This window comes from Streptomyces sp. NPDC048185 (assembly GCF_043202495.1).
GTDB lineage: Bacteria > Actinomycetota > Actinomycetes > Streptomycetales > Streptomycetaceae > Streptomyces.
This window is the reverse complement of sequence record NZ_JBIDAN010000004.1, coordinates 316,943-338,020: the sequence shown is the minus strand read 5'-3', so window position 1 is coordinate 338,020 and position 21,078 is coordinate 316,943. Positions and strand designations below refer to the sequence as shown.

The 21,078-nt window shown below is 74.5% G+C and carries 20 protein-coding genes; 16 read left to right on the top strand and 4 right to left on the bottom strand.

The features are described 5' to 3' along the window. The first annotated feature begins 63 nt into the window (after positions 1–63). The 9 genes from ACGF3H_RS15050 to ACGF3H_RS15010 all read left to right on the top strand — a co-directional run bounded on the left by ACGF3H_RS15050 (position 64) and on the right by ACGF3H_RS15010 (position 9,847). Positions 64–840, top strand: a complete 777-nt coding sequence (locus tag ACGF3H_RS15050) for a slipin family protein (protein ID WP_362499409.1) — start codon at positions 64–66, stop codon at positions 838–840. Positions 841–939: 99 nt separating this feature from the next. Next, complete coding sequence (locus ACGF3H_RS15045; RefSeq protein ID WP_362499406.1) at positions 940–2,307, top strand: PhoX family protein; 1,368 nt, start codon at positions 940–942, stop codon at positions 2,305–2,307. Between the two features lie 32 nt (positions 2,308–2,339). After that, positions 2,340–3,857 (top strand): FAD-dependent oxidoreductase, encoded by a 1,518-nt coding sequence (locus ACGF3H_RS15040; RefSeq protein ID WP_362499404.1) that lies wholly within the window; start codon positions 2,340–2,342, stop codon positions 3,855–3,857. Between the two features lie 79 nt (positions 3,858–3,936). Then, positions 3,937–4,800, top strand: a complete 864-nt coding sequence (locus ACGF3H_RS15035) for a polysaccharide deacetylase family protein (RefSeq protein WP_393816488.1) — start codon at positions 3,937–3,939, stop codon at positions 4,798–4,800. Between the two features lie 18 nt (positions 4,801–4,818). After that, the gene (locus ACGF3H_RS15030; protein WP_351134023.1) at positions 4,819–5,001 is read left to right on the top strand and encodes a hypothetical protein; all 183 of its coding nucleotides are present in this window, start codon (positions 4,819–4,821) and stop codon (positions 4,999–5,001) included. 64 nt (positions 5,002–5,065) lie between these two features. Next, positions 5,066–5,785, top strand: coding sequence for a peptidyl-tRNA hydrolase (locus ACGF3H_RS15025; protein WP_362499398.1), 720 nt, complete (start codon positions 5,066–5,068; stop codon positions 5,783–5,785). Between the two features lie 137 nt (positions 5,786–5,922). Further along, the gene (locus ACGF3H_RS15020) at positions 5,923–7,287 is read left to right on the top strand and encodes a DUF692 domain-containing protein (RefSeq protein WP_362499395.1); all 1,365 of its coding nucleotides are present in this window, start codon (positions 5,923–5,925) and stop codon (positions 7,285–7,287) included. Positions 7,288–7,331: 44 nt separating this feature from the next. After that, complete coding sequence (locus ACGF3H_RS15015) at positions 7,332–8,126, top strand: TIGR04222 domain-containing membrane protein (protein WP_362499392.1); 795 nt, start codon at positions 7,332–7,334, stop codon at positions 8,124–8,126. A gap of 122 nt (positions 8,127–8,248) precedes the next feature. Next, positions 8,249–9,847 carry an alpha/beta hydrolase gene (locus ACGF3H_RS15010; protein ID WP_362499389.1) on the top strand — a complete coding sequence of 533 codons (1,599 nt, stop codon included), beginning with the start codon at positions 8,249–8,251 and terminating at the stop codon, positions 9,845–9,847. A 25-nt stretch (positions 9,848–9,872) separates the two neighbouring features. Here the strand turns inward: ACGF3H_RS15010 and hemQ are convergent, their stop codons facing one another. Both hemQ and hemG read right to left on the bottom strand, forming a co-directional pair. Then, entirely contained in the window at positions 9,873–10,604 is a 732-nt protein-coding gene (hemQ, locus tag ACGF3H_RS15005) for a hydrogen peroxide-dependent heme synthase (protein WP_362499386.1), read from the bottom strand. 4 nt (positions 10,605–10,608) lie between these two features. Beyond that, the gene (gene hemG / locus ACGF3H_RS15000) at positions 10,609–12,087 is read right to left on the bottom strand and encodes a protoporphyrinogen oxidase (RefSeq protein WP_362499383.1); all 1,479 of its coding nucleotides are present in this window, start codon (positions 12,085–12,087) and stop codon (positions 10,609–10,611) included. A gap of 165 nt (positions 12,088–12,252) precedes the next feature. Here hemG and ACGF3H_RS14995 point away from each other — a divergent pair, with 165 nt between their 5' ends. Together ACGF3H_RS14995 and ACGF3H_RS14990 are read left to right on the top strand one after the other, a co-directional pair. Beyond that, positions 12,253–13,263 (top strand): DUF4349 domain-containing protein, encoded by a 1,011-nt coding sequence (locus ACGF3H_RS14995; protein WP_362499380.1) that lies wholly within the window; start codon positions 12,253–12,255, stop codon positions 13,261–13,263. Positions 13,264–13,290: 27 nt separating this feature from the next. Then, positions 13,291–14,697 (top strand): FAD-dependent oxidoreductase, encoded by a 1,407-nt coding sequence (locus ACGF3H_RS14990; protein ID WP_362499377.1) that lies wholly within the window; start codon positions 13,291–13,293, stop codon positions 14,695–14,697. 10 nt (positions 14,698–14,707) lie between these two features. Here the strand turns inward: ACGF3H_RS14990 and ACGF3H_RS14985 are convergent, their stop codons facing one another. Then, positions 14,708–15,070 (bottom strand): hypothetical protein, encoded by a 363-nt coding sequence (locus ACGF3H_RS14985; protein WP_362499374.1) that lies wholly within the window; start codon positions 15,068–15,070, stop codon positions 14,708–14,710. Between the two features lie 134 nt (positions 15,071–15,204). On the opposite strand from ACGF3H_RS14985, the gene ACGF3H_RS14980 reads away from it, so the two are divergent. Then, the gene (locus ACGF3H_RS14980) at positions 15,205–16,023 is read left to right on the top strand and encodes a rhomboid family intramembrane serine protease (protein WP_362499371.1); all 819 of its coding nucleotides are present in this window, start codon (positions 15,205–15,207) and stop codon (positions 16,021–16,023) included. 57 nt (positions 16,024–16,080) lie between these two features. Next, positions 16,081–16,587, top strand: coding sequence for a hypothetical protein (locus tag ACGF3H_RS14975; protein WP_362499368.1), 507 nt, complete (start codon positions 16,081–16,083; stop codon positions 16,585–16,587). Positions 16,588–16,702: 115 nt separating this feature from the next. Here the strand turns inward: ACGF3H_RS14975 and hemE are convergent, their stop codons facing one another. Continuing rightward, a complete protein-coding gene (gene hemE / locus ACGF3H_RS14970; RefSeq protein WP_362499365.1) occupies positions 16,703–17,770 on the bottom strand; it encodes a uroporphyrinogen decarboxylase in 1,068 nt (355 codons plus the stop codon). A 184-nt stretch (positions 17,771–17,954) separates the two neighbouring features. Here hemE and ACGF3H_RS14965 point away from each other — a divergent pair, with 184 nt between their 5' ends. From ACGF3H_RS14965 to ACGF3H_RS14955, 3 genes are all read left to right on the top strand, one after another. Next, the gene (locus ACGF3H_RS14965; protein WP_362499363.1) at positions 17,955–18,632 is read left to right on the top strand and encodes a DUF3000 domain-containing protein; all 678 of its coding nucleotides are present in this window, start codon (positions 17,955–17,957) and stop codon (positions 18,630–18,632) included. Between the two features lie 307 nt (positions 18,633–18,939). Further along, positions 18,940–19,602 (top strand): response regulator transcription factor, encoded by a 663-nt coding sequence (locus tag ACGF3H_RS14960; RefSeq protein WP_362499360.1) that lies wholly within the window; start codon positions 18,940–18,942, stop codon positions 19,600–19,602. A 144-nt stretch (positions 19,603–19,746) separates the two neighbouring features. Further along, the gene (locus ACGF3H_RS14955) at positions 19,747–21,039 is read left to right on the top strand and encodes a ribonuclease D (RefSeq protein ID WP_362499358.1); all 1,293 of its coding nucleotides are present in this window, start codon (positions 19,747–19,749) and stop codon (positions 21,037–21,039) included. Positions 21,040–21,078: the final 39 nt, after the last annotated feature.

Here is a 21,078-nt window from a genome sequence, read left to right as displayed (position 1 = left end):
ACCGGGCACCGGGCATATCGTTGCAGGAGCAGGCGAATCGGACCTCTGGGCAAGGAGGCCGTCATGCTCCAGGAGCTGCTGACCGCGGTGGCCGCCGTCGGAAGCGCCGGGGTCCTCTACGTCGTCTCGGCGGCGCGGGTCGTCAAGCAGTACGAGCGCGGGGTGGTCTTCCGGCTCGGGCGGCTGGCGGGCGACGTGCGCTCCCCCGGGTTCACGATGGTGGTCCCGTTCGTGGACCGGCTGCACAAGGTCAACATGCAGATCGTCACGCTGCCGGTGCCCGCACAGGAGGGCATCACCCGTGACAACGTGACCGTACGGGTCGACGCCGTCGTCTACTTCAAGGTGGTCGACGCGGCGAACGCCCTCGTCAAGGTCGAGGACTACCGGTTCGCCGTCTCCCAGATGGCGCAGACCTCGCTGCGGTCCATCATCGGCAAGAGCGAGCTGGACGATCTGCTCTCCGACCGGGAGAAGCTCAATCAGGGCCTGGAGCTGATGATCGACAGCCCGGCGGTCGGCTGGGGGGTGCAGATCGACCGGGTCGAGATCAAGGACGTGTCGCTGCCCGACACGATGAAGCGCTCCATGGCGCGGCAGGCCGAGGCCGACCGGGAGCGGCGGGCCCGGATCATCAACGCCGACGCCGAGCTCCAGGCGTCGAAGAAGCTCGCCGAGGCGGCGGAGCAGATGTCCGAGCAGCCGTCCGCCCTGCAACTGCGTCTGCTGCAGACCGTGGTGGCCGTCGCCGCGGAGAAGAACTCGACGCTGGTCCTGCCCTTCCCGGTGGAGCTGCTGCGATTCCTGGAGAAGGCCCAGGAACGGCCCGTGGAGCGGTGACGACCGGTGACACGTGCGACACGCGTGGTTCCCGGGGCTCCTGGCAGGTGATAGACACGGCGGGGTCACAGTCCTGTCCGCCAGCAGGAAGGTTGCCCCATGTCCGCAACACGACGTCAGGTGCTCGCCCGCTCCGGCGCGCTCGGAGCCGGCATCGCCTTCACCGGAGCCCTCTCCGAACTCTTCGCGGGCACCGCCGCCGCACAGTCCCTCGGCCACTCGGGCTACGGCCCCCTGGTCCCCGACCCGGACGGTCTGCTCGATCTGCCGAAAGGATTCCGCTACCGGGTCCTGTCCCGTGAGGGCGACCGGTTGCGCTCCGGCGAGGGCCCGGTGCCGTCCAACCACGACGGCATGTCGGCCTTCCCGGGCGGACGAGGCCGCACTCATCTGGTCCGCAACCACGAAAACCGTGCCAACGGCAGGGTCCCCGTCCCCACGGTCGAGGGCCTGACCTACGACCCGGCGGGCAAGGGCGGCTGTACGGCGCTGACCCTGGACTCCCACAACCGCGTCCTGTCCGAGCGGGTGGCGATCGCGGGCACGGCCGTCAACTGCGCGGGCGGCCCCACCCCCTGGCACACCTGGCTGACCTGCGAGGAGACCGAGGACAAGGCGGGCACCAGCGGCTACACCAAGGACCACGGCTTCATCTTCGAGGTCGACCCGGCCGACCCCCACCGCACCGGCGCGGTGCCGCTGACCGCGATGGGCCGCTTCCAGCACGAGGCGATCGCCGTGGACCCGCGGCGGGGTGTCGTGTACGAGACGGAGGACGCCTTCGAGCGGCCCTTCGGGCTCTTCTACCGCTTCCTGCCGAAGAAACCCCTGGGCGGCACGGGCTCGCTGCGCGCGGGCGGCAGGCTGCAGGCCATGCGCGTGCCCGGCGTGCCCGACCTGTCCTCGATCCAGGAGACGGGCGCCGAGTTCGACGGCATCGAGTGGGTCGACGTGCCCGACCCGCTGGCGGTCACGACGCCGATCCGCCACCAGGACTTCGGCCGAGGCGGCATCACCCACGCGCAGAAGCTGGAGGGCTGCTACTGGGGCGGGCGCTGCGTGTACTTCGTGTCGTCCTTCGCCCACAGCGCCGAGGGCTCGGCGGCCGACCACTACGGCCAGATCTGGCGCTACGACCCGGAGCGGCGCCGCCTGACGCTGGTGATCGTCTTCGGCCCGGACACCGACGTGCAGCTGCCCGGCGAGTCCCCGGACAACATCTGTCTGGCGCCGAGCGGCGGCCTGATGGTCTGCGAGGACGGCAACGGCGCCCAGCACGTCTTCGGGGTGACCCGGCGCGGCGAGGTGTACGCGATGGCGCGCGGCCGGCAGAACATCGGCACGGCCGAGGAGCCCGAGTGGGGCGAGTTCGCCGGGGTGACCTTCTCGCCCGACGGCGACACGATGTACGTCAACTGCTACACACCGGGGACGACCTTCGCGGTGACCGGCCCCTGGCGCCGGTGAGAAGCGTGTAGACACGGGGTACCCGAGGCCGCATGACGGAGAACGCGCAGCTCAGCGGCTCGTACTGGCTTCAAACGGCACCGGGTGCCCCGCGTCCGCCCCTGACGGAGGACATCGAGGCCGACGTCGCGGTGATCGGCGGCGGGATCGCCGGACTGAGCACGGCGTCGGAACTGGCGCGAGCCGGACGGAGCGTGGTGGTGCTGGAGGCCGGCCGCATCGCCGCGAGCGTCACCGGCCACACCACCGCCAAGGTGTCCGTCCTGCACACGCTGGTCTACGACAAGCTGCGCCGCACCCGGGGCCCCGAGGGCGCCCGGCTGTACGCGCGCTCGCAGACGGAGGCGATCGAGCACGCCGCCGCCCTGGTGGACGAGCTGGGCGTCGACTGCGAGTGGGAGACCCGCGACTCGTACACCTACGTGTGCGACGCGGGCCGCGTGGACGAGCTGCGGGCCGAGGCGGCCGCCGCGAAGGAGGCGGGGCTGCCGGCGTCGTTCGTGACGGAGACCGGGCTGCCGTTCCCGGTGGCCGGCGCCGTGCGGGTGACCGGGCAGGCCCAGTTCCACCCGCGCAGATACCTGCTGGCCCTCGCCGAGGACCTGGAGGCGCGCGGCGGACGGATCTTCGAGGACACCACCGTCCACGGTCTGGAGGAGGGCGAGCCGTGCCGCGTCTCGACGGGCACGGGGATGACGGTCACCGCCCGTGACGTCGTGGTCGCCACCCATTACCCGATCTTCGACCGGGCGCTGCTGTTCGCCCGGCTCTCGCCGCGCCGGGAACTGGTCGTCGCGGGGCCGGTCGAGGCGGACCGGGACGTCGCCGGCATGTACATCACGCCGGACGAGGGCACCCGGTCGGTGCGCACCGCGCCCCTGGACGACGGCCGACGGCTGCTGATCGTCACCGGTGAGCACTTCACGCCCGGCACCGGGGACACCCGGGAGCGGTTCGACCGGCTCTCGGCCTGGGCCCGCGACCACTTCCCCGGCGTGAGCCTCACCCACGCCTGGGCCACCCAGGACATCGACCCCACCGACACCGTGCCCATGGTGGGCCCGCTGCACCAGGGCACGCGGCACGCGTACGTGGCCACCGGGTTCGGTGGCTGGGGCATGAGCGGCGGCGTCATGGCGGGCCTGTTGCTGACGGCGCTGATCACCGGGCGGGAGTGCGCCTGGAGCGGGCTGTACGACCCGCGGCGGCTGAAGACGCAGGCGCGCGAGGTGCCCCGGTTCCTCAAGACGCAGGCGCAGGTGGCCGGCCACTTCGTCGGGGACCGGCTGAAGCCCGCGCCCCCGGTGGACGCCCTGCCGCCGGGCGAGGGTGCCGTGGTCCGGGCGGGCGGCGACCGGCTCGCGGTCTACCGGGACGAGGCGGGTGCGCTGCACGCCCTCTCGCCGCGCTGCACCCACCTGGGCTGCCTGGTCGGCTTCAACGCGGCCGAGCGTGCCTGGGAGTGCCCCTGCCACGGCTCGCGGTTCGCCACGGACGGCACGGTGATCCAGGGTCCGGCGACCAAGCCGCTGGAGCAGCGGGACATCTGACCCGGGAGGGTGACGCCTCGGGCACGTCGCGGCACATAGTCGTACAAACAGAACAACATACTCATACGTTCGTGCGGTGATGACCTTCGTACGACGCACCACCGCACTGTGCGCTGTCGCCGCCGCCTCCGTCGCCCTCACCGCCTGCGGGAACACGGAGGCCCGGCAGGCTCCCCGCCCGGCGCCGTCCGCCCCCTCCGCCGGTCCCTCGAAGGCCGCCCCCTCCGGGCCGCCCACCCTCGCGCCCGGCCCCGCGGGCCTCACCCCCGTCTTCGAGCACGGTCCGCGCGACGGCGGCAAGACCGTCGCCCTCACCTTCGACGCCGACATGACGGCGGACGAGGGACCCCGGGCGGCGGCGGGCGAACGGTTCGACAACCCCCGGCTGATCGCGACCCTGCGGAAGCTGAAGGTGCCGGCCACGGTGTTCATGACCGGGCGATGGGCCGAGGAGTACCCGGACGAGGCCCGCTCCATCGGCCTGGACCGGCAGTTCGAGATCGCCAACCACTCCTACAGCCACTACGCCTACACGGACGACTGCTACGGCCTGCCGACCGTCCCCCGGGACCGGATGCGGTCGGACCTGGAGCGGGCGTACACGGCCTTCGAGAAGGCCGGGGTGCCGAACCCGATGCCGTACTTCCGTTTCCCCGGCGGCTGTTACGACAGGACGGCCCTCGGGGAGCTGACCCCCGCGGGCGTCACCGCCGTGCAGTGGGACGTGGTCAGCGGGGACGCGTTCGCGACGGACGCCGACGCCGTGGCCCGGCAGGTGCTGGACGGCGTGCGGCCCGGTTCGGTGGTCGTCATGCACTGCACCCGCAGTGCCGCCCCGGTGACCGAGCGGGCGGTGCGCACGGTCGTGCCCGAACTGCGCGAGCGGGGCTACCGCTTCGTGAAGGTGTCCGAGCTGATCGACGCGACGGGCGGACGGCGCTGACCGTCCTACGCTGGAGGCATGAGCAGCGACGAGGACTACTGCCTGATCGACGCGGCCCGGCCCCCCGTGGCCGACGGCCCGCCGTACGCCGAGTGCGTGCTGTGCCGGGAGCCGACGGAACACCCGGAGTCGTACAAGGGGATCACCCTCTGCCCGCGGTGCGAATGGCAGGAGGCCCAGCGGACCGCCTGCTCGGGGTGATCCCGGCGGGGCGTGACCCCGGGGGCCCTCCGGTCGCGCCCGCGCGGCTTGGCAGACTGGGGCCGTGAGCACCGAGCCGACGACGCCCGTCCCCGACAGCCCCTTCCGCCCCGAGCCCGGCGACCGCGACCTCGCGCCGCAGTTCGTCCTGCCGCTGGTCGTCCGCATCGAACGGGCGGCGCCCCCGGCCCGCACCGACGCCCTGGAGACCGCGGCCCGCGCGGTGCTGGTGATGCTCGCGGACGAGCGGTCGACGGGCGACGGCGAGTGGGCCGAGGCGGTGCGCGACTGGCAGGACGCCCGCATCCGCAAGGTGGTGCGCCGGGCGCGCGGCGCCGAGTGGCGGCGGGCCGAGGCGCTGCCCGGCATCACGGTGACCGGGAAGGCGGCCGAGGTGCGGGTCTACCCGCCGGTGCCGCTGGACGGCTGGCCCAAGGACCTGGCCCGTCTCCAGGTCTCCGGCACCGACCTCGACGACCCGGAGCCCCCGGCCGGCGCCGGTCCCGCGACGCCCGTCCTCTGGACGAACCCGGGCCTCGAGATGTCGGCCGGCAAGGCGATGGCCCAGGCCGGCCACGGTGCGCAGCTCGCCTGGTGGGAACTGGACGACGCGGCGCGGGCCGCCTGGCGCGACGCGGGCTTCCCGCTGGCGGTGCGCACCGCGGACCCGGCCCGCTGGGACGCCCTCACCACCAGCGGTCTGCCGGTGGTCCGCGACGCCGGGTTCACGGAGATCGCGCCGGGCTCGTGCACGGTGGTGGCGGACCATCCGGCGCTGCGGTAGCGCTCCGGGCGACGCGCGCGCCGGCCGGGCCGGCGAGGGCCGCGAACCTCAGATGTTGCTCTGTACATGCCCGCCCCGGGGTTCGGGCCGGACGCCCCGGGCCATATCCCCGTCGAACCGACGGGGAGGGACGGACCATGGAGCGACTGGGGACCGGCATCGGATGGCGGCCGGAGATCGCGGACGTCGTGGAGCGCATGCCCGGCATCGACTGGGTCGAGGCCGTGGCCGAGAACCTCTGCCCCGGCCACCTGCCGGAATCGCTGCTGCGGCTGCGCGAGCGCGGCGTCACCGTCGTGCCGCACGGCGTCTCCCTCGGCCTCGGCGGCGCCGAGCGGCCCGACGCGGGCAGGCTGGCGGCGCTGGCCGAACGGGCGGACGTGCTGGGTTCGCCCCTGGTCACCGAGCACATCGCGTTCGTCCGGGCCGGCGGGCCGCTGTCCGCCTCCCCGCGACTGGAGGCGGGTCACCTGCTGCCCGTTCCCCGCACCCGCGACGCCCTCGACGTGCTGTGCGAGAACGTGCGCATCGCCCAGGACGCGCTGCCCGTACCGCTCGCCGTCGAGAACATCGCCGCGCTGATCTCCTGGCCGGACGAGGAGATGACGGAGGGACAGTTCCTCTACGAACTCGCCGACCGGACGGGGGTGCGGCTGCTCATCGACGTGGCGAACCTCCACACCAACCACGTCAACCGCGGCGAGGACCCGGCCGAGGCGCTGCGCGAACTGCCTCTGGAGGCCATCGCCTACGTCCATGTCGCGGGCGGCTTCGAGCGCGACGGCGTCTGGCACGACAGCCACGCCCACCCCGTGCCCCGGGCGGTGCTCGACATCCTGACCGACCTCGCCTCGCGCGTCGCACCGCCGGGCGTGCTGCTGGAACGCGACGAGAACTTCCCCGGGGAGGACGAGCTGCGGGGCGAGGTGGAGGCGATCCGGACCGCGGTGGACAAGGGCCGGGCGTCGGCGCCGGGGCCGGTGCTCACCGGCGCCGAGGCGGCACCGCGGCGGGAGCCGGGGCTCGCCGTGCCCGAAGCCGCCCGTCAGCGCCTCGCCCTCGCCCAGACCGCGCTGCTGTCCGCGCTGGTCGCCGGCACGCCCGTACCCGAGGGATTCGACCGGGCGCGGCTCGGTGTGCAGGCGCGGGCGCTCGCCGGGAAGCGGGCGGACGTGGTCGCGAAGGTCGCGCCCGAACTGCCGGTGATCCTCGGCGCGGAGTACCGGACCGCCTTCCTCGCGTACGCCCAGGGGCATCCGATGACCGGCGGGTACCGGCGGGACGCGCTGGAGTTCGCCGGGCAGCTGCTGCGGGACGGCCGGTCGCGGGACGCCCGCGCGCGGCGGGAGTTGCGGGAGTGGTGGCTGGACCGGTCGGGGCCGGCGCCGCGACCGGAACGGCCCGGGGTCCGGTGGGCCCGCGCGACCCGGCGGGTGCTGCTGGGCCGCGGAGGACGCACGGCGGAACGTCACGCACCGACAACGCTGCGTCCCGGAATGTGAAAAGGGCATGGCGCCGGCGTAACCCCTTGGCATAGAAGTACGGCATGTTCTGGGTCCTTCTCCTGCTGCCGGCCTGGGTCGTCGCCGGTCTGGCGTGCTCGCGGCTGTGCCTGGCCGCCGTGCGCGCGGCGGCCACCGACACCACGACCGCTGGCCGTGCGCACGCGCTGACGCTGTACGAGGCGGCGTTCCTGTCCGGCGGTCCACGGCGGGTCGCCGACCTGACGCTGGTGTCCATGGCGCGCCAGCGTCGCCTGCTGCTCGCGCACACCGGCTGGGCGACGGTCGTCGATCCGCGGGGCCGGGACGAGATGGAACGGTCGGTCATCGGGGCGATAGGGCCCGAGGGGCAGTCCCGGATAGCGCCGGTGCGGGCCGCCGCCGCCACCGCCGACGCGGTACGGGGCCTGGCGGACCGGCTGGTCGGCGCGGGCCTCGCCGTGCCGGACGGGACCCGCAGCATCGCGGCCGGCGTCCGGCGGGTGCGGCTCGCCGCGCTCACCGTGTGCGCGCTGGGCGCCGCAGCACTGGCGCTGCCCGTCCCGGCGGACCTGCCGCGCCACCTGATCGCCCTGTGGTTCGCGCTGCCGCTCGTCCTGACCCTGAGCTCCCTGGCGATCGCGCGGATGGAGGTCCACCCGTACTCGCGCTGGGCCTCCCCGGCCGGACAGCGGCTGCTCGGCACGCTCGCCCGGGAGGCCGAGGGCACGGCGGACGAGCGTACGTACCTCACGTCCGTCGCCGTGCGCGGCATCCACGCCATCGGTGAGCCGGACCTGCGGGCCGCCTTCGCGCACCGGGAGGAGTACCTCGGGCAGCCGCGCGAACGGCAGGGCTGAGCCGGGCGCCCGGGGGCGGCGGGCGGGCCGTTCGGCGCCGACACCCGCGGGCGGTGCTTGCCTCGCCCGGCCACCGGACGAAACATCCCTTCTGTCGCCGCCGTGCACCGAAGGGATATGCGATGCGAGCTGCCGTCCTGCTCCCGGCCGCCGGTTCCCTGCTGCTGACCGCCCTCACCGCCGCGCCGGCACCGACGGCCCCGGCGGCCGGCGCGACCGCCGAGGCGCGCGGCACGGCCGTGGCCGCCGCGCGGGCCGCCGCGGCCGGCATCGCGTTCGGCAGGTGCCCGAAGGCCGAGGACCTGCCGGGCAGCCTGCGCTGCGGCACCGTCACCGTCCCCCTCGACTACGCCCGCCCCGACGGCCGGCAGATCGAACTCACCGTCAGCCGGGTGCGGGCCACGCACAGGGACCCGCACAACGCGCGGCACAGGGTGCCGGGGCAGGGCGCCCTCGTCCACCAGCCGGGCGGACCGGGCACCGGCGGGCTGTACGGCCCACTGATCGGCATGATGCCGCAGTGGCAGCGGATCGCGGCGGCGTACGACCTGGTCGGCTACGCCCCGCGGGGCGTCGCGCCCTCCGCGCCGCTGTCCTGCCAGGACCCGAAGGGCTTCGTCGAGGGACCGCGCCCCGCCCCCACCCGGCCCTCCGCGGCGTTCGAGCGGGAGCGCGTCGCCGAGGCGGAGGCGTACGCACGCGGCTGCCACGAGCGGACCGGGGACGCGCTGCGGCACTACCACTCCCTCAACAACGCCCGCGACCTGGACGTCGTGCGGGCCGCTCTGGGCGAGCCGAGGCTCACCTTCATGGGCACGTCGGACGGCACCTACCTCGGGGCGCTGTACGCGGAGCTGTTCCCCTCGCACGTGCGGAGGATGGTGTTCGACTCGCCGGCGGATCCCACCCCGGAGCGGGTCGGGTACCGGAACCTGCTCGACCGGTCGGAGGCCTTCGAGGGCCGCTGGAGGGACGTCAGGGAGTGGATCGCCCGGCACGACGACGTGTACCGGCTCGGCGGCACGCCGGGGCAGGTGCAGCGCGCCTACGAAACGGCGAGCGCGCGGCTCGCCCGGCGGCCCGCGGGCGGCACGGTGGGCCCCGCGCAGTTGCGGGGGGCGTTCCTGGACGCCGGGTACGACGACGTCTACTGGCCGTACCGCGCCGAGGCGCTGTCGGCCTATCTGCGGGGCGATCCGCAGCCGCTGGTCGACCAGGCGGGGACGCACCCCGAGGAGGAGGACGCGGCGGCCGAGGCGGAGAACGCCGACGCGGCCCGCACGGCCGTCGAGTGCAACGACGCGGCCTGGCCGGCCGGATTCGCCACGTGGGACCGGGACAGCACGCGGCTGGCGCGCCGGGCGCCGTTCGCGACGTGGAGCAACGTGTGGGCGCACCTGCCGTGCGCGTTCTGGCGGGGGCCCCGGCAGCGGCCGCCGGACGTGCGCACCGGACCGGGCGAACTGCCGCCGACGCTGGTCCTGGCCGCCGAACGCGACGCCGCCGCCCCCTACGACGGCGTGCTGGAGCTGCACCGGCGGCTGTCGGGCTCGGTGCTGGTGACCGAACGGGACACCGGCACGCACGGCATCGGGGGCGGCCCCGACGCCTGCGTCAACGGCCGGCTGGAGGCCTACCTGCTGGAGGGGCGTCTCCCGGAGCGGGACACGTCCTGCGCCGGAAGACCGGAACCGAGGCCGAGGCCCGGGCCCGGGTCCTGAGCCTCGGCAGTCGGCGGGCGACGGCTCAGGCCAGCCCGGCCACCAGCTCCGCGACGTCCTTGCGGCGCCCGGTGTAGAACGGGACCTCCTCGCGGACGTGCATGCGGGCCTCGGAGGCGCGCAGGTGGCGCATGAGGTCGACGATGCGGTCCAGCTCGTCGGCCTCGAAGGCGAGGAGCCACTCGTAGTCGCCCAGCGAGAACGAGGCGACCGTGTTGGCGCGCACGTCCGGGTAGCCGCGGGCCATCTTGCCGTGGTCCGCCAGCATGCGGCGGCGGTCCTCGTCGGGCAGCAGGTACCAGTCGTAGGAGCGCACGAACGGGTAGACGCTGACGTAGTTGCGCGGCGTCTCGTCGGCGAGGAAGGCCGGGATGTGCGAGCGGTTGAACTCGGCCGGGCGGTGCAGCGCCATGTTCGACCAGACCGGCTCCAGCGCGCGGCCCAGCTTCGTGCGGCGGAAGAGGTTGTACGCCTCCTGGAGCTGGTCGCTGGTCTCCGCGTGCCACCAGATCATGAGGTCGGCGTCGGCACGCATCCCGGAGATGTCGTAGGTGCCGCGGATCGTCACGTCCTTGGCGGCGAGCTGGTCGAACAGCTCCTGGACCTCGTCGGCGTAGCCCGCGCGGTCCTCGGGCAGCACGTCCTTGAGCTTGAAGACGGACCACAGGGTGTAGCGGATGACCTCGTTGAGGTCCTTGGCCAGCTTGCCCTTGTTGGGGATCCGGTCGGCGGCGGGGGTGGAGGCGTCGTCACTCATGGCCCTATTCTCCCGCTCCGCCGTGCAGGCTCTGCACCGGGTGGGCGGTGAGCTCCTCCACACCGCGCGGGTCCCCGTGGATCCGGTCGACGGCCGCGTACGCGCTCGCGATGCTCGCCGGGATGCCGACGCCGTCGTACGCCGCCCCGCACACGGCGAGACCCGGGAGCTTCGCGACGTGGGCGCGGACCCTGGCCACGCGCGCGTGGTGACCGACGGGGTACTGCGGCAGCCCGTCCTGCCAGCGGGTGACCCGGGTGGCGACCGGTGCGGCGGCCAGGCCGGTGGCCTCCCGCAGGTCGTGCCGGGACACGGCGACGAGGCCGTCGTCGTCGCGGCCGAGGATCTCCGTCTCGCCGTACCGGCCGACGGAGGTGCGCAGCACCACCAGGTCCGGGTCCTCCTCGCCGATCCAGCCCCACTTGCGGGAGGCGAAGGTGGACGCCTTGATGGTGCGCCCGTCGACCGGCGGCACGAGGAAGCCGCTGCCCTCGGGGAGAGCGGCGGCGTCGGAGCGGCGGTAGGCGAGGGTGACCAGGGCCATCGAGGCGTACTCCACCGCCGACAGCTCGGCCGCGGCCGCCGGCGCCTCGGCGCGCAGCAGCTCGGCGGCGGGCCGGGCGGGCACGGCGACGACGACCGCGCCGGCGTGCAGCACCCGGTCGCCGAATACGATCCGCCAGCCGTCCCCGGCCGTGCGCCGCAGCTCCGTCACGGGTGCCCCGGTGACGATCTCGCCGCCCCGCGCCCGCACCGACTCGGCGACCGCGAGCGGGAGGGTGCCGATGCCGCCCTCGATGCCCATGAACACCGGTCCGCTCGGCGGGGAGGTGGCCGTGCGGCCCTGGAGGGCGCGCACCGCCTCGGTCAGGGACGTGTGGGCCCGGGCGGCCTCGAAGAGCTGGGGCACGGCCGAACGCAGCGAGATGCGGTACGCGTCGCCCGCGTAGACCCCGCCCAGCAGGGGCTCCACGAGCCGGTCGACGACCTCGCGGCCCAGGCGCGCCGCCACGTACTCCCCGACCGCCACGTCCTCGCCGACCTCGGTGCGGGGCAGCTCGGCGTCGCGCTCGATGCGGGCGAGGCCCTCGGGCGAGAGCACGTCGGACAGGGCGGCGGCGGTGCCGGGGACGCCCATGACGTGACCCTTGGGCATGGGGCGCAGGGCGCCGCGGGTCCACAGGGAGGCCGACGCGGTGGCCGGCGGCTGGAGGCGGCCGGCGAGACCGGCCGCGCGGGCGAGGCCGACGGCCTCGGGACGGCGGGCCAGCATCGACTCGGCGCCCAGGTCGACCCGGACCCCGGCGACCTCGCCGGGCAGCAGCTTGCCGCCGACGCGGTCCGAGGCCTCCAGCACGGTCACGCGGGCCCCGCGCTCCAGCAGCCGGTGGGCGGCGGCCAGTCCGGCGATGCCGGCTCCGACGACGACGACGTGCCCCGTGTCAGCGGGTGCCGTGCCCGCCGGGATCTCGCTTGCGCACATGTCCCCAGCCTCTCAGACCCCGCCGGCGCCGCGGCCGCCAGGCCGGGTGACGACTCGCCCGCGGGCGAGTCCGGACCGTGACCTCTTCGGGACCGTTCCGCGCCGTCGTCCGCGCCCCTCGCGACGTCGTAGGAACGACAGTCGACACCGACCCCGGGGGGCCCTGTGCGTACACCACCTTCCCCGCGCGCCGTACCGGCCGCGGCCGCCGTCCTGCTGGCCGCGGCCCTGGCGCTCACCGGATGCAGCGCCGGCGGCGGCTCCGGCGACTCCGGCAGCGCGAGCGACGCCAAGGCCGCCGCACCGGCGAGCGAGGCGCGGGGCGCGGCGGGCGCGGCGGGCGCGGCGGGCGCGGCGGGCGCGGACGCGGACGAGGAGCGCTCGAAGGCGACCGCCCCGCCGAAGGCCGCCGCGAGCCACATCGTCCGCACCGCCTCCCTGACGGTCCAGGTCGAGGACGTCCCCGAGGCGCTCGAGAGGGCCCGCGCCACGGCCGAGGACGCGGGCGGCTACGTCGGTGACGAGACCACCGGCCGGGACGGGGACGGCCACGAACGGACCCGGCTCGTCCTGCGCGTGCCCGTCGGCGCGTACCAGGACGTCCTGTCCGAACTACAGGGCGCCGGCAAGCTGCTGGAGCGCCATGCGAAGGCGGAGGACGTCACCGACCAGGTGGTGGACGTGGAGAGCCGCATCGCGTCGCAGCGCGCCAGCGTGGCCCGGGTGCGCGAGCTCATGGACCGCGCGACCAGGCTGAGCGACGTGGTGACGCTGGAGGGCGAGCTGAGCTCCCGTCAGGCCGAGCTGGAGGCGCTGCTCGCCCGGCAGGCGTCCCTGAAGGACCGCACGAGCCTGGCCACGATCACCCTCTCCCTGTCGGAGACGCCGGTGAGGAAGGAGGCCGCCGAGGACGACGGTCCCGGGTTCACGGACGCGCTGGCGGGCGGCTGGGACGCCTTCGTGTCGATGCTGCGCTGGGTGGCGGTGGTGTTCGGCGCCGTCCTGCCGTTCGCCGCGGTGGCGGTGCTGCTCGTGCTGCTGTGGCTGCGGGTGGTGCGGCCCCGGCTGCCGCGCCGCCCGGACGCCCCGCCGGTGACGACGGCGGTCGGCCCCCTGCCGACGGCCCGGCCGGTACCGGGGGACACGCCCGCCGGGGGGACGGGCGGGCGGGACTGAAATGCCGCACCCCCGTAGCGTGTTCGCATGAGCATGAGTGGTGCGAGCGGTACGCGGGGCGCGCGGGAACGGCTGGTCGTGGTCGGCGGTGACGCCGCGGGGATGTCCGCGGCGTCGCAGGCGCGCCGGCTGAAGGGGCCGGACGAGCTGGAGATCGTGGCGTTCGAGCGCGGCCACTTCAGCTCGTACTCGGCGTGCGGCATCCCCTACTGGGTCGGCGGTGACGTCTCCGACCGGGGCCGTCTCGTCGCCCGTACGCCCGAGGAGCACCGGTCTCGCGGCATCGACCTGCGGATGCGCACCGAGGTGACGGAGATCGACGTGGACGGCGGGCGGGTGCGCGCGCGTGACGTCGACTCGGGCGCCGAGACCTGGACGCCGTACGACAAACTGGTGATCGCGACCGGCGCCCGGCCGATCCGGCCCGACATGCCGGGGTCCGACGCGCCGGGTGTGCACGGGGTGCAGACCCTCGACGACGGGCAGGCGCTGCTCGACACGCTGGCCCGCACGCGGGGACGGCACGCGGTGGTCGTGGGGGCCGGGTACATCGGCGTGGAGATGGCCGAGGCGCTCATCAACCGCGGGTACGAGGTGACGGTGGTCAACCGCGGCCGGGAGCCGATGTCCACGCTCGATGCGGACATGGGCCGGATGGTGCACGAGGCCATGGAGGGCCTCGGCATCACCATGGTGAACGACGCCGAGGTCACCAAGGTGCTGACGGGTGAGGACGGCCGGGTCCGGGCGGTGGCCACCGAGGACGCCGAGTACCCGGCGGACGTGGTGGTGCTCGGCATCGGCGTGCGTCCGGAGACCGCGCTCGCCGCCGGGGCCGGCCTGCCGATCGGCAGCCACGGCGGGCTGCTGACCGACCTCGCGATGCGGGTGCGCGGGCACGGGAACATCTGGGCCGGCGGCGACTGCGTGGAGGTGCTCGACCTGGTCTCCGGCCAGGAGCGGCACATTCCGCTGGGCACGCACGCCAACAAGCACGGGCAGGTCATCGGCACCAACGCGGGCGGCGGCTACGCCACCTTCCCGGGCGTGGTCGGCACGGCGGTCAGCAAGGTCTGCGACCTGGAGATCGCGCGGACGGGGCTGCGGGAGAAGGACGCGCTGCGGGCGGGTCTGCGGTTCGTGTCGGTCACCGTCGAGTCCACCAGCCGCGCCGGGTACTACCCGGGGGCCTCGCCCATGACGGTGAAGATGCTCGCCGAGCGGCGCACCGGACGGCTGCTCGGTGTGCAGATCGTCGGCCGTGAGGGCGCGGGCAAGCGGGTCGACATCGCCGCGGTGGCCCTCACGGCCCGGATGACGGTGGAACAGATGACGGCCCTGGACCTGGGGTACGCGCCGCCGTTCTCCCCGGTGTGGGACCCCGTGCTGGTGGCGGCCCGCAAGGCGGCGGGGGCGGTGGAGGAACGGCGCTGACAGCTCCGCCCTACGCCGTGCCGTTGATCCGGTCGATGGCCTGCCGTGCCTGTTCGCCCGGGGGCCGCGAGGGCAGGGACGACACGGACGCCGGGGCGGTCATGGAGGCCGGGGCCGCGACCGGCGCCGGGGCGGTGACGGCGGGCGGCTGCTCGCCGGCCGGCTTGGCGTGCGCGGCGGTCCGGACGGAGCGCAGCCGGTGGCTCACCGCCTCGTCCAGTGTCACGGGCCGTTGCCGCTGCGCGGCCAGCCGCCCGGCCTCCTGCCCGAGCCGGGCGACGTCCTCCCAGGGCAGGCGCAGCACGAGGGCGACCTCGGCCTCGCCGTCGGGCAGGGCGTGCATCGCCGGAACCGGTGTGACCCGTTCGTTCATCGCCTGATCCTCACGTCGTCCCCGCGTCCCGCCTTCCCCGGGCCGCGGGCGGTTGAGAGGACATACGCGCCCACGGACGGGGGCGTTCAGGGAGCGTGCCGATTCACCGCCCGTCAGGCGGGCAGTAGTGTCCCGTGGTCATCCCCGTCCATGACGTGAACCCGGCGCGCCGCACGCCCTGGGTGACGTACGCCCTGATCCTCGCCAACGTCCTCGTGTTCCTGTTCACCCCCGGCATGACCGGTTCCCTGACGGGTGGGAGCAGTCTCGCGCAGCTGTGCCACCTCCAGGCGTTCCTGGACCACTGGGCGGCGGTGCCCCAGGAGTTGCTGCAGCACAGGGTGCCCCGGCTGGTGCCCACCGGCGAGACCGGGGTGGGCCCGCGGGGGCCGGGGTGCGTGATCGGCCCGCCGGACTACGACAAGTCGCCGGAGCTGAGCGTCCTGACGGCGACGTTCCTGCACGGCGGCTGGCTGCACCTGCTCGGCAACATGCTCTTCCTGTGGATCTTCGGCAACAACGTCGAGGACCGCATGGGCCATCTGCGCTTCCTGCTGTTCTACGGCGTCTGCGGCTACGCGGCGACCTACGGCTTCGCCCTGCTCAACGCGGACTCGGGCGAACCACTGATCGGCGCGTCGGGCGCGATCGCCGGAGTACTGGGCGCCTACCTGGTGCTGTATCCGAAGGCCAGGGTCTGGGTCCTCGTCCCCTTCCTGATCTTCCTGCCGCTGCGCCTGCCGGCCTGGATCGTGCTGGGCTTCTGGTTCGTGCTCCAGGCGGTCTACTCGTCCGGCGGGGCCGTCTCCGACGCGGGCACCGTGGCGTACGTGGCCCATGTCGTCGGCTTCGTGGCCGGCATGCTCATCGCCTGGCCGCTGCGGCGCGGCACCCCTCCCCCGCCGGAGCCGCGCGGGCTGCTGTTCGGCAGACGGGCCAGGCCGGGCTGGTAGCGGCCCCGGGGGCGGCGGCCCGGCGAGAGCCCGTGCCCCGGCCGTCACCGCACGCCGGTGAGCACCGACGAGACGTCGACCGCCGTCCCCGCGGGGGTGGGTATGCTCCGGGTCGAACTGGTCGACGGCGTGGGGGAACCGATGGCGGTGGGGGACGGTCCGGTGCTGGACGAGGGCCGGATCAAGCATCTCGAACTGATCCAGATGGTCGTGGCCCGGATGGGCAACAACTCGTTCCTGATCAAGGGCTGGTCGCTGACGGTCACCGGCGCGCTGCTCGCGTTCGCCGTCCGCGCCGACGACCGGGCCGTGGCGGCGGTCAGCCTGGCACCGGTCCTGGCGTTCTGGCTGCTCGACGGCTACTTCATGTACCGGGAGCGCCTGTACCGGCGCCTGTACGACCGGGTGCGGCGCCCGGAGGTGACGGTCGAGCCGTTCGCGATGGACGTGGAGCCGGGCCGGGAGCGCGCGGGGGCGGCGAAGGCGGCGTTCTCGCCCACCCCGGTCTGCTTCTACGGGGGGCTCCTTGTCGCCCAGGTCTTCGCCCTGCTGGTCGCCGCCTGACCCACGGGCACCGGCCCCGGCCGGTCGCGCGTGACGGGGCGTCACCTGCGCGCGCGGCGCCCGCCGCCGGCCTTTCCGGGCCGGGGCGCGCGCCGCGCGGGGTCGTGCGTGAGGGTCAGCGGGCGGTCCGGGTGTGGACGTACTCCACGAGCCGGGTCAGCGCGTCCGGGTCGGTGGTCGGCAGGACGCCGTGGCCGAGGTTGAAGACGTGGCCCTCCAGGCCGGCCGCCGCGTCGAGGACCTCGCGGGTCTTGGCCTCGACCACCTGGGGCCCGGCGAAGAGGACGGCCGGGTCCAGGTTGCCCTGGAGCGCCTTGCCGGGGCCGACGCGGCGGGCGGCCTCGTCCAGCGGGACGCGCCAGTCGACGCCGACGACGTCCGCGCCGGCCTCGCCCATGTCGCGGAGCAGCTCGCCGGTGCCCACGCCGAAGTGGATGCGCGGCACGCCGTACCCGGCGACGGCCTCGAAGACCTTGCGGGAGGCGGGCTGCACGAAGCGGCGGTAGTCGGCGGGGGCGAGGGCGCCGACCCAGGAGTCGAAGAGCTGGACGGCGCTCGCGCCGGCCTCGAGCTGCACCGTGAGGAAGGCGGCGGTGATGTCGGCGAGGCGGTCCAGCAGGTCGGCCCACAGCTCGGGGTCGCCGTACATGAGGGCCTTGGTGTGCTCGTGGTTGCGGGACGGGCCGCCCTCCACGAGGTAGCTCGCGAGGGTGAACGGGGCGCCCGCGAAGCCGATCAGCGGGGTGGCGCCGAGCTCGCGGGTGAGCAGGCCGTACGCCTCGGTGACGTAGGAGACGTCCTCGGGGGTCAGGTCGCGCAGCTGCGCCAGGTCCGCGCGGGAGCGGATCGGGTTCGCGATGACGGGGCCGATGCCCGGCTTGATGTCCAGGTCGATGCCGATGGCCTTGAGCGGGACCACGATGTCGCTGAAGTAGATCGCCGCGTCCACACCGTGCCGGCGCACCGGCTGGAGGGTGATCTCGGCGACCAGTTCCGGCCGCATGCAGGACTCGAGCATCGGGATGCCCTCGCGCGCCTTGAGGTACTCCGGCAGTGAGCGCCCGGCCTGCCGCATGAACCACACCGGGGTGTGCGGCACGGGCTCGCGCCGGCATGCCTTGAGGAACGCGGAGTCGTACGTGGCGGTCGGCTGCTTGCCCGCGGGGCTCTGGTTGGCACTCACAGCGGCAAGTCTCGCACGGCCCGCGGACACCGCCCGCCCTCGGGTACGGGCACGCCCGGCCGGGGCGCGCGCACCCGCACGGGGGCCCCGGTGCGCCCTCGCGGTACCGCGTGATCCGGACATCGCGCCCGCACGCGGGTGTCCCTCCCTGCGCCGGGGCGCCGTTCCGCTTAATCTTCCCCGCATGGCTGCGGCTCAGGGACGACTGTCGGACGACGCTGGCGGAATGGACGAACCGAAGGGCACCAAGGAGGGCGGGCGGCAACCGGGCGGTGCGGCACCGCCGCCGTTCACGGCCGCCGTCGACGCGCTCCAGACCGCGCGGCTGCGGCCGCAGATCGAGGTGGAGGCGACGCGCGCGCCGCAGCGCCTGGCGCCGTTCGCGTACGCGCTGGAGGCCGCGGTCGTCGACGGCGACGACGACCTGGCCGACGGGCGGCTGGTGCTGCTGCACGATCCGGCCGGGCACGACGCCTGGCGGGGCACCTTCCGGCTGGTCACCCTGGTGCGCGCCGAGCTGGAGCCGGAGATGGCCGCCGATCCGCTGCTGCCGGAGGTGTGCTGGTCCTGGCTCACGGGCGCCTTCCAGGCCCGCGGCCTGGCCTACGGCGAGCCCAGCGGCACGGTCACACGGGCGAGCTCGCACTACTTCGGCGGACTGTCGGCGCGTCCGTCCGCCTCGCAGATCGAGATCCGCGCGTCCTGGACGCCCCGCGAGGGCGTGAACGGTGCGCCGGACACCGCGGCTCATCTGGCCTCGTGGTGCGACCTGCTGGCCCAGGTCGCGGGTCTGCCGCCGGCCGGCCCGGGCGACGCGTCGATCGTCACGCTGCCCCAGCGGCGCGGACCGCAGTCCCGCTAGGGCCGAAGCGGGGGCGGTCTTTTCGTACAACGCCGGCGCACGCCCATGCCCGCCGAACCGTTGGTCACTTTGTCGACACGGCCACTTTCAGCCCCGTATCGACAAATATCTCGACAGAGATCGAAACCGTTCGATCTTCGAATGATCGACCGCGTGTCCGAATTGCTCGGATTGTTACTCACCAGATCGTGATCATTCTCTAAAGGCGGACGCATTCGGTGCCGAAGACGACTGTGACCTTGAAAGCACGGTTCGTCCCGGCTTCGCCCCCCAGGAGCCGGTCCCGTCCCGCACCCCAGGAGGCCTGGTGTCCGTTCTCCTCGAGCAGCCCGCAAGCCTGGTCGCCTACCGCCCGAACAAGCCGACCGCCATGGTGGTCGTGGCCGACCCGCGCGTCCGTTCCACCGTCACCCGCCATCTCTGGGCGCTCGGTGTGCGCGACGTCATCGAGGCCTCGTCCGTCGCGGAGGCTCGTCCCCGCATCGGCAACCCCCGCGACATCTGCGTCGCAGACGTCCATCTCCCCGACGGCTCCGGACTCACCCTGCTGTCCGAGACCCGCGCCGCGGGCTGGCCCAACGGGCTCGCCCTGTCCGCCGCCGACGACATCGGCGCCGTCCGCAACGCCCTCGCCGGCGGTGTCAAGGGCTACGTCGTCACCGGCACCCGTACCAACATCGGGCTCCCCACCCGGCCCGGTGCCGCCCCCCTCGGCGGCGCCGCCGCCCGACTGCACCGCCGCCCCCCGGGCGCCCCGAGCCACCCGGGCGGTTACCGCGAGCTCTCCGGCCGCGAGGTCGAGGTGCTGCGACTGGTCGCGGAGGGCCAGTCGAACAAGGCGATCGGCGTCTCCATGGGCCTGTCCGCCCTGACCGTCAAGAGCCACCTGGCCCGCATCGCCCGCAAGCTCGGCACGGGCGACCGCGCCGGAATGGTGGCGGTCGCCCTGCGGACCGGCATCATCCACTGACCGCCCCGACCCCCGACTCCCCGACCCCTTCCCGTCTCCCATGAGCCCGGTCTTTCACTGACCTGGCCGGATCACGACCCCCCACAGCCCGCCGACGGAACGTTCCGTCGGCGGGCTGCGCGCATACACCGATACCCTTGACCGGTGACCGACGCCCACGAAACCGCAGCAGACCGTTCACTGCGAACCACCGGAGGCGCCCCTCCGGACGACGCCGGATCTTCTGTGAGTCAGGCGCCGATCCCCTTGCTCGAACCACGCGAGGGCGTTCCGCCGGTGATCGCCGACGCGGCCGCCCTCGCCGAGGTGACCGCCGCCTTCGCCGCCGGCAGCGGCCCCGTCGCCGTCGACGCCGAGCGCGCCTCCGGCTACCGCTACGGCCAGCGCGCCTACCTGGTGCAGCTGCGCCGCCAGGGCGCCGGCTCCGCGCTGATCGACCCCGTGGCCTGCCCCGACCTGTCGGAGCTGGGCGCGGCGATCTCCGACGCGGAGTGGGTGCTGCACGCGGCCACCCAGGACCTGCCGTGCCTGCGGGAGATAGGGATGGTGCCCACCCGCCTGTTCGACACCGAGCTGGCGGGCCGGCTCGCCGGCTTCCCCCGGGTCGGCCTCGGCGCGATGGTGGAGAACGTGCTGGGCTTCGTCCTGGAGAAGGGTCACTCGGCCGTCGACTGGTCGACCCGTCCCCTCCCCGAGCCGTGGCTGCGCTACGCCGCCCTCGACGTCGAGCTCCTGGTCGACCTGCGCGACTCGCTGGAGAAGGAGCTGGACCGCCAGGGCAAGCTGGAGTGGGCCCGGCAGGAGTTCGACGCGATCGCCTCGGCGCCGCCGGCCGAGCCCCGCAAGGAGCCGTGGCGCCGCACGTCCGGCATGCACAAGGTGCGCCGGCGCCGGCAGCTCGCGGTCGTCCGGGAGCTGTGGCAGACCCGGGACCGCATCGCGCAGCGCCGTGACGTCTCCCCCGGCAAGGTGCTCGGGGACGCGGCCATCGTGGAGGCCGCGCTCGCCCTGCCGGCCAACGCGCACGCGCTCGGGGCGCTCGGCGGCTTCGGGCGGGTGAACCGCCGGCAGCTGGAGCAGTGGCAGGCCGCGGTCGACCGGGCCAAGGGCCTCACGGAGTCGCAGCTGCCGCAGCCCGGACAGCCGGTGACCGGTCCCCCGCCGCCGCGCGCCTGGGCCGACAAGGACCCGGCCGCCGCCGCCCGGCTGACCGCGGCGCGGGCCGGGGTGACGGCGCTGGCCGAGCAGCTGAACATGCCGCAGGAGAACCTGATCACCCCGGACACCGTGCGCAGGGTCTGCTGGGAGCCGCCGAGGCCGGCCGACCGGGAGACCGTGGCCGCGGCCCTCACCGGACACGGCGCACGGCCGTGGCAGGTCGAACAGGTGACGCCGGTACTGGTGACGGCCCTGAACCAGGAGGCGGCGCCCGCCTGACGGAGACGGGACAGGGCGCGGGGCCCCCGCGGCGCCCGT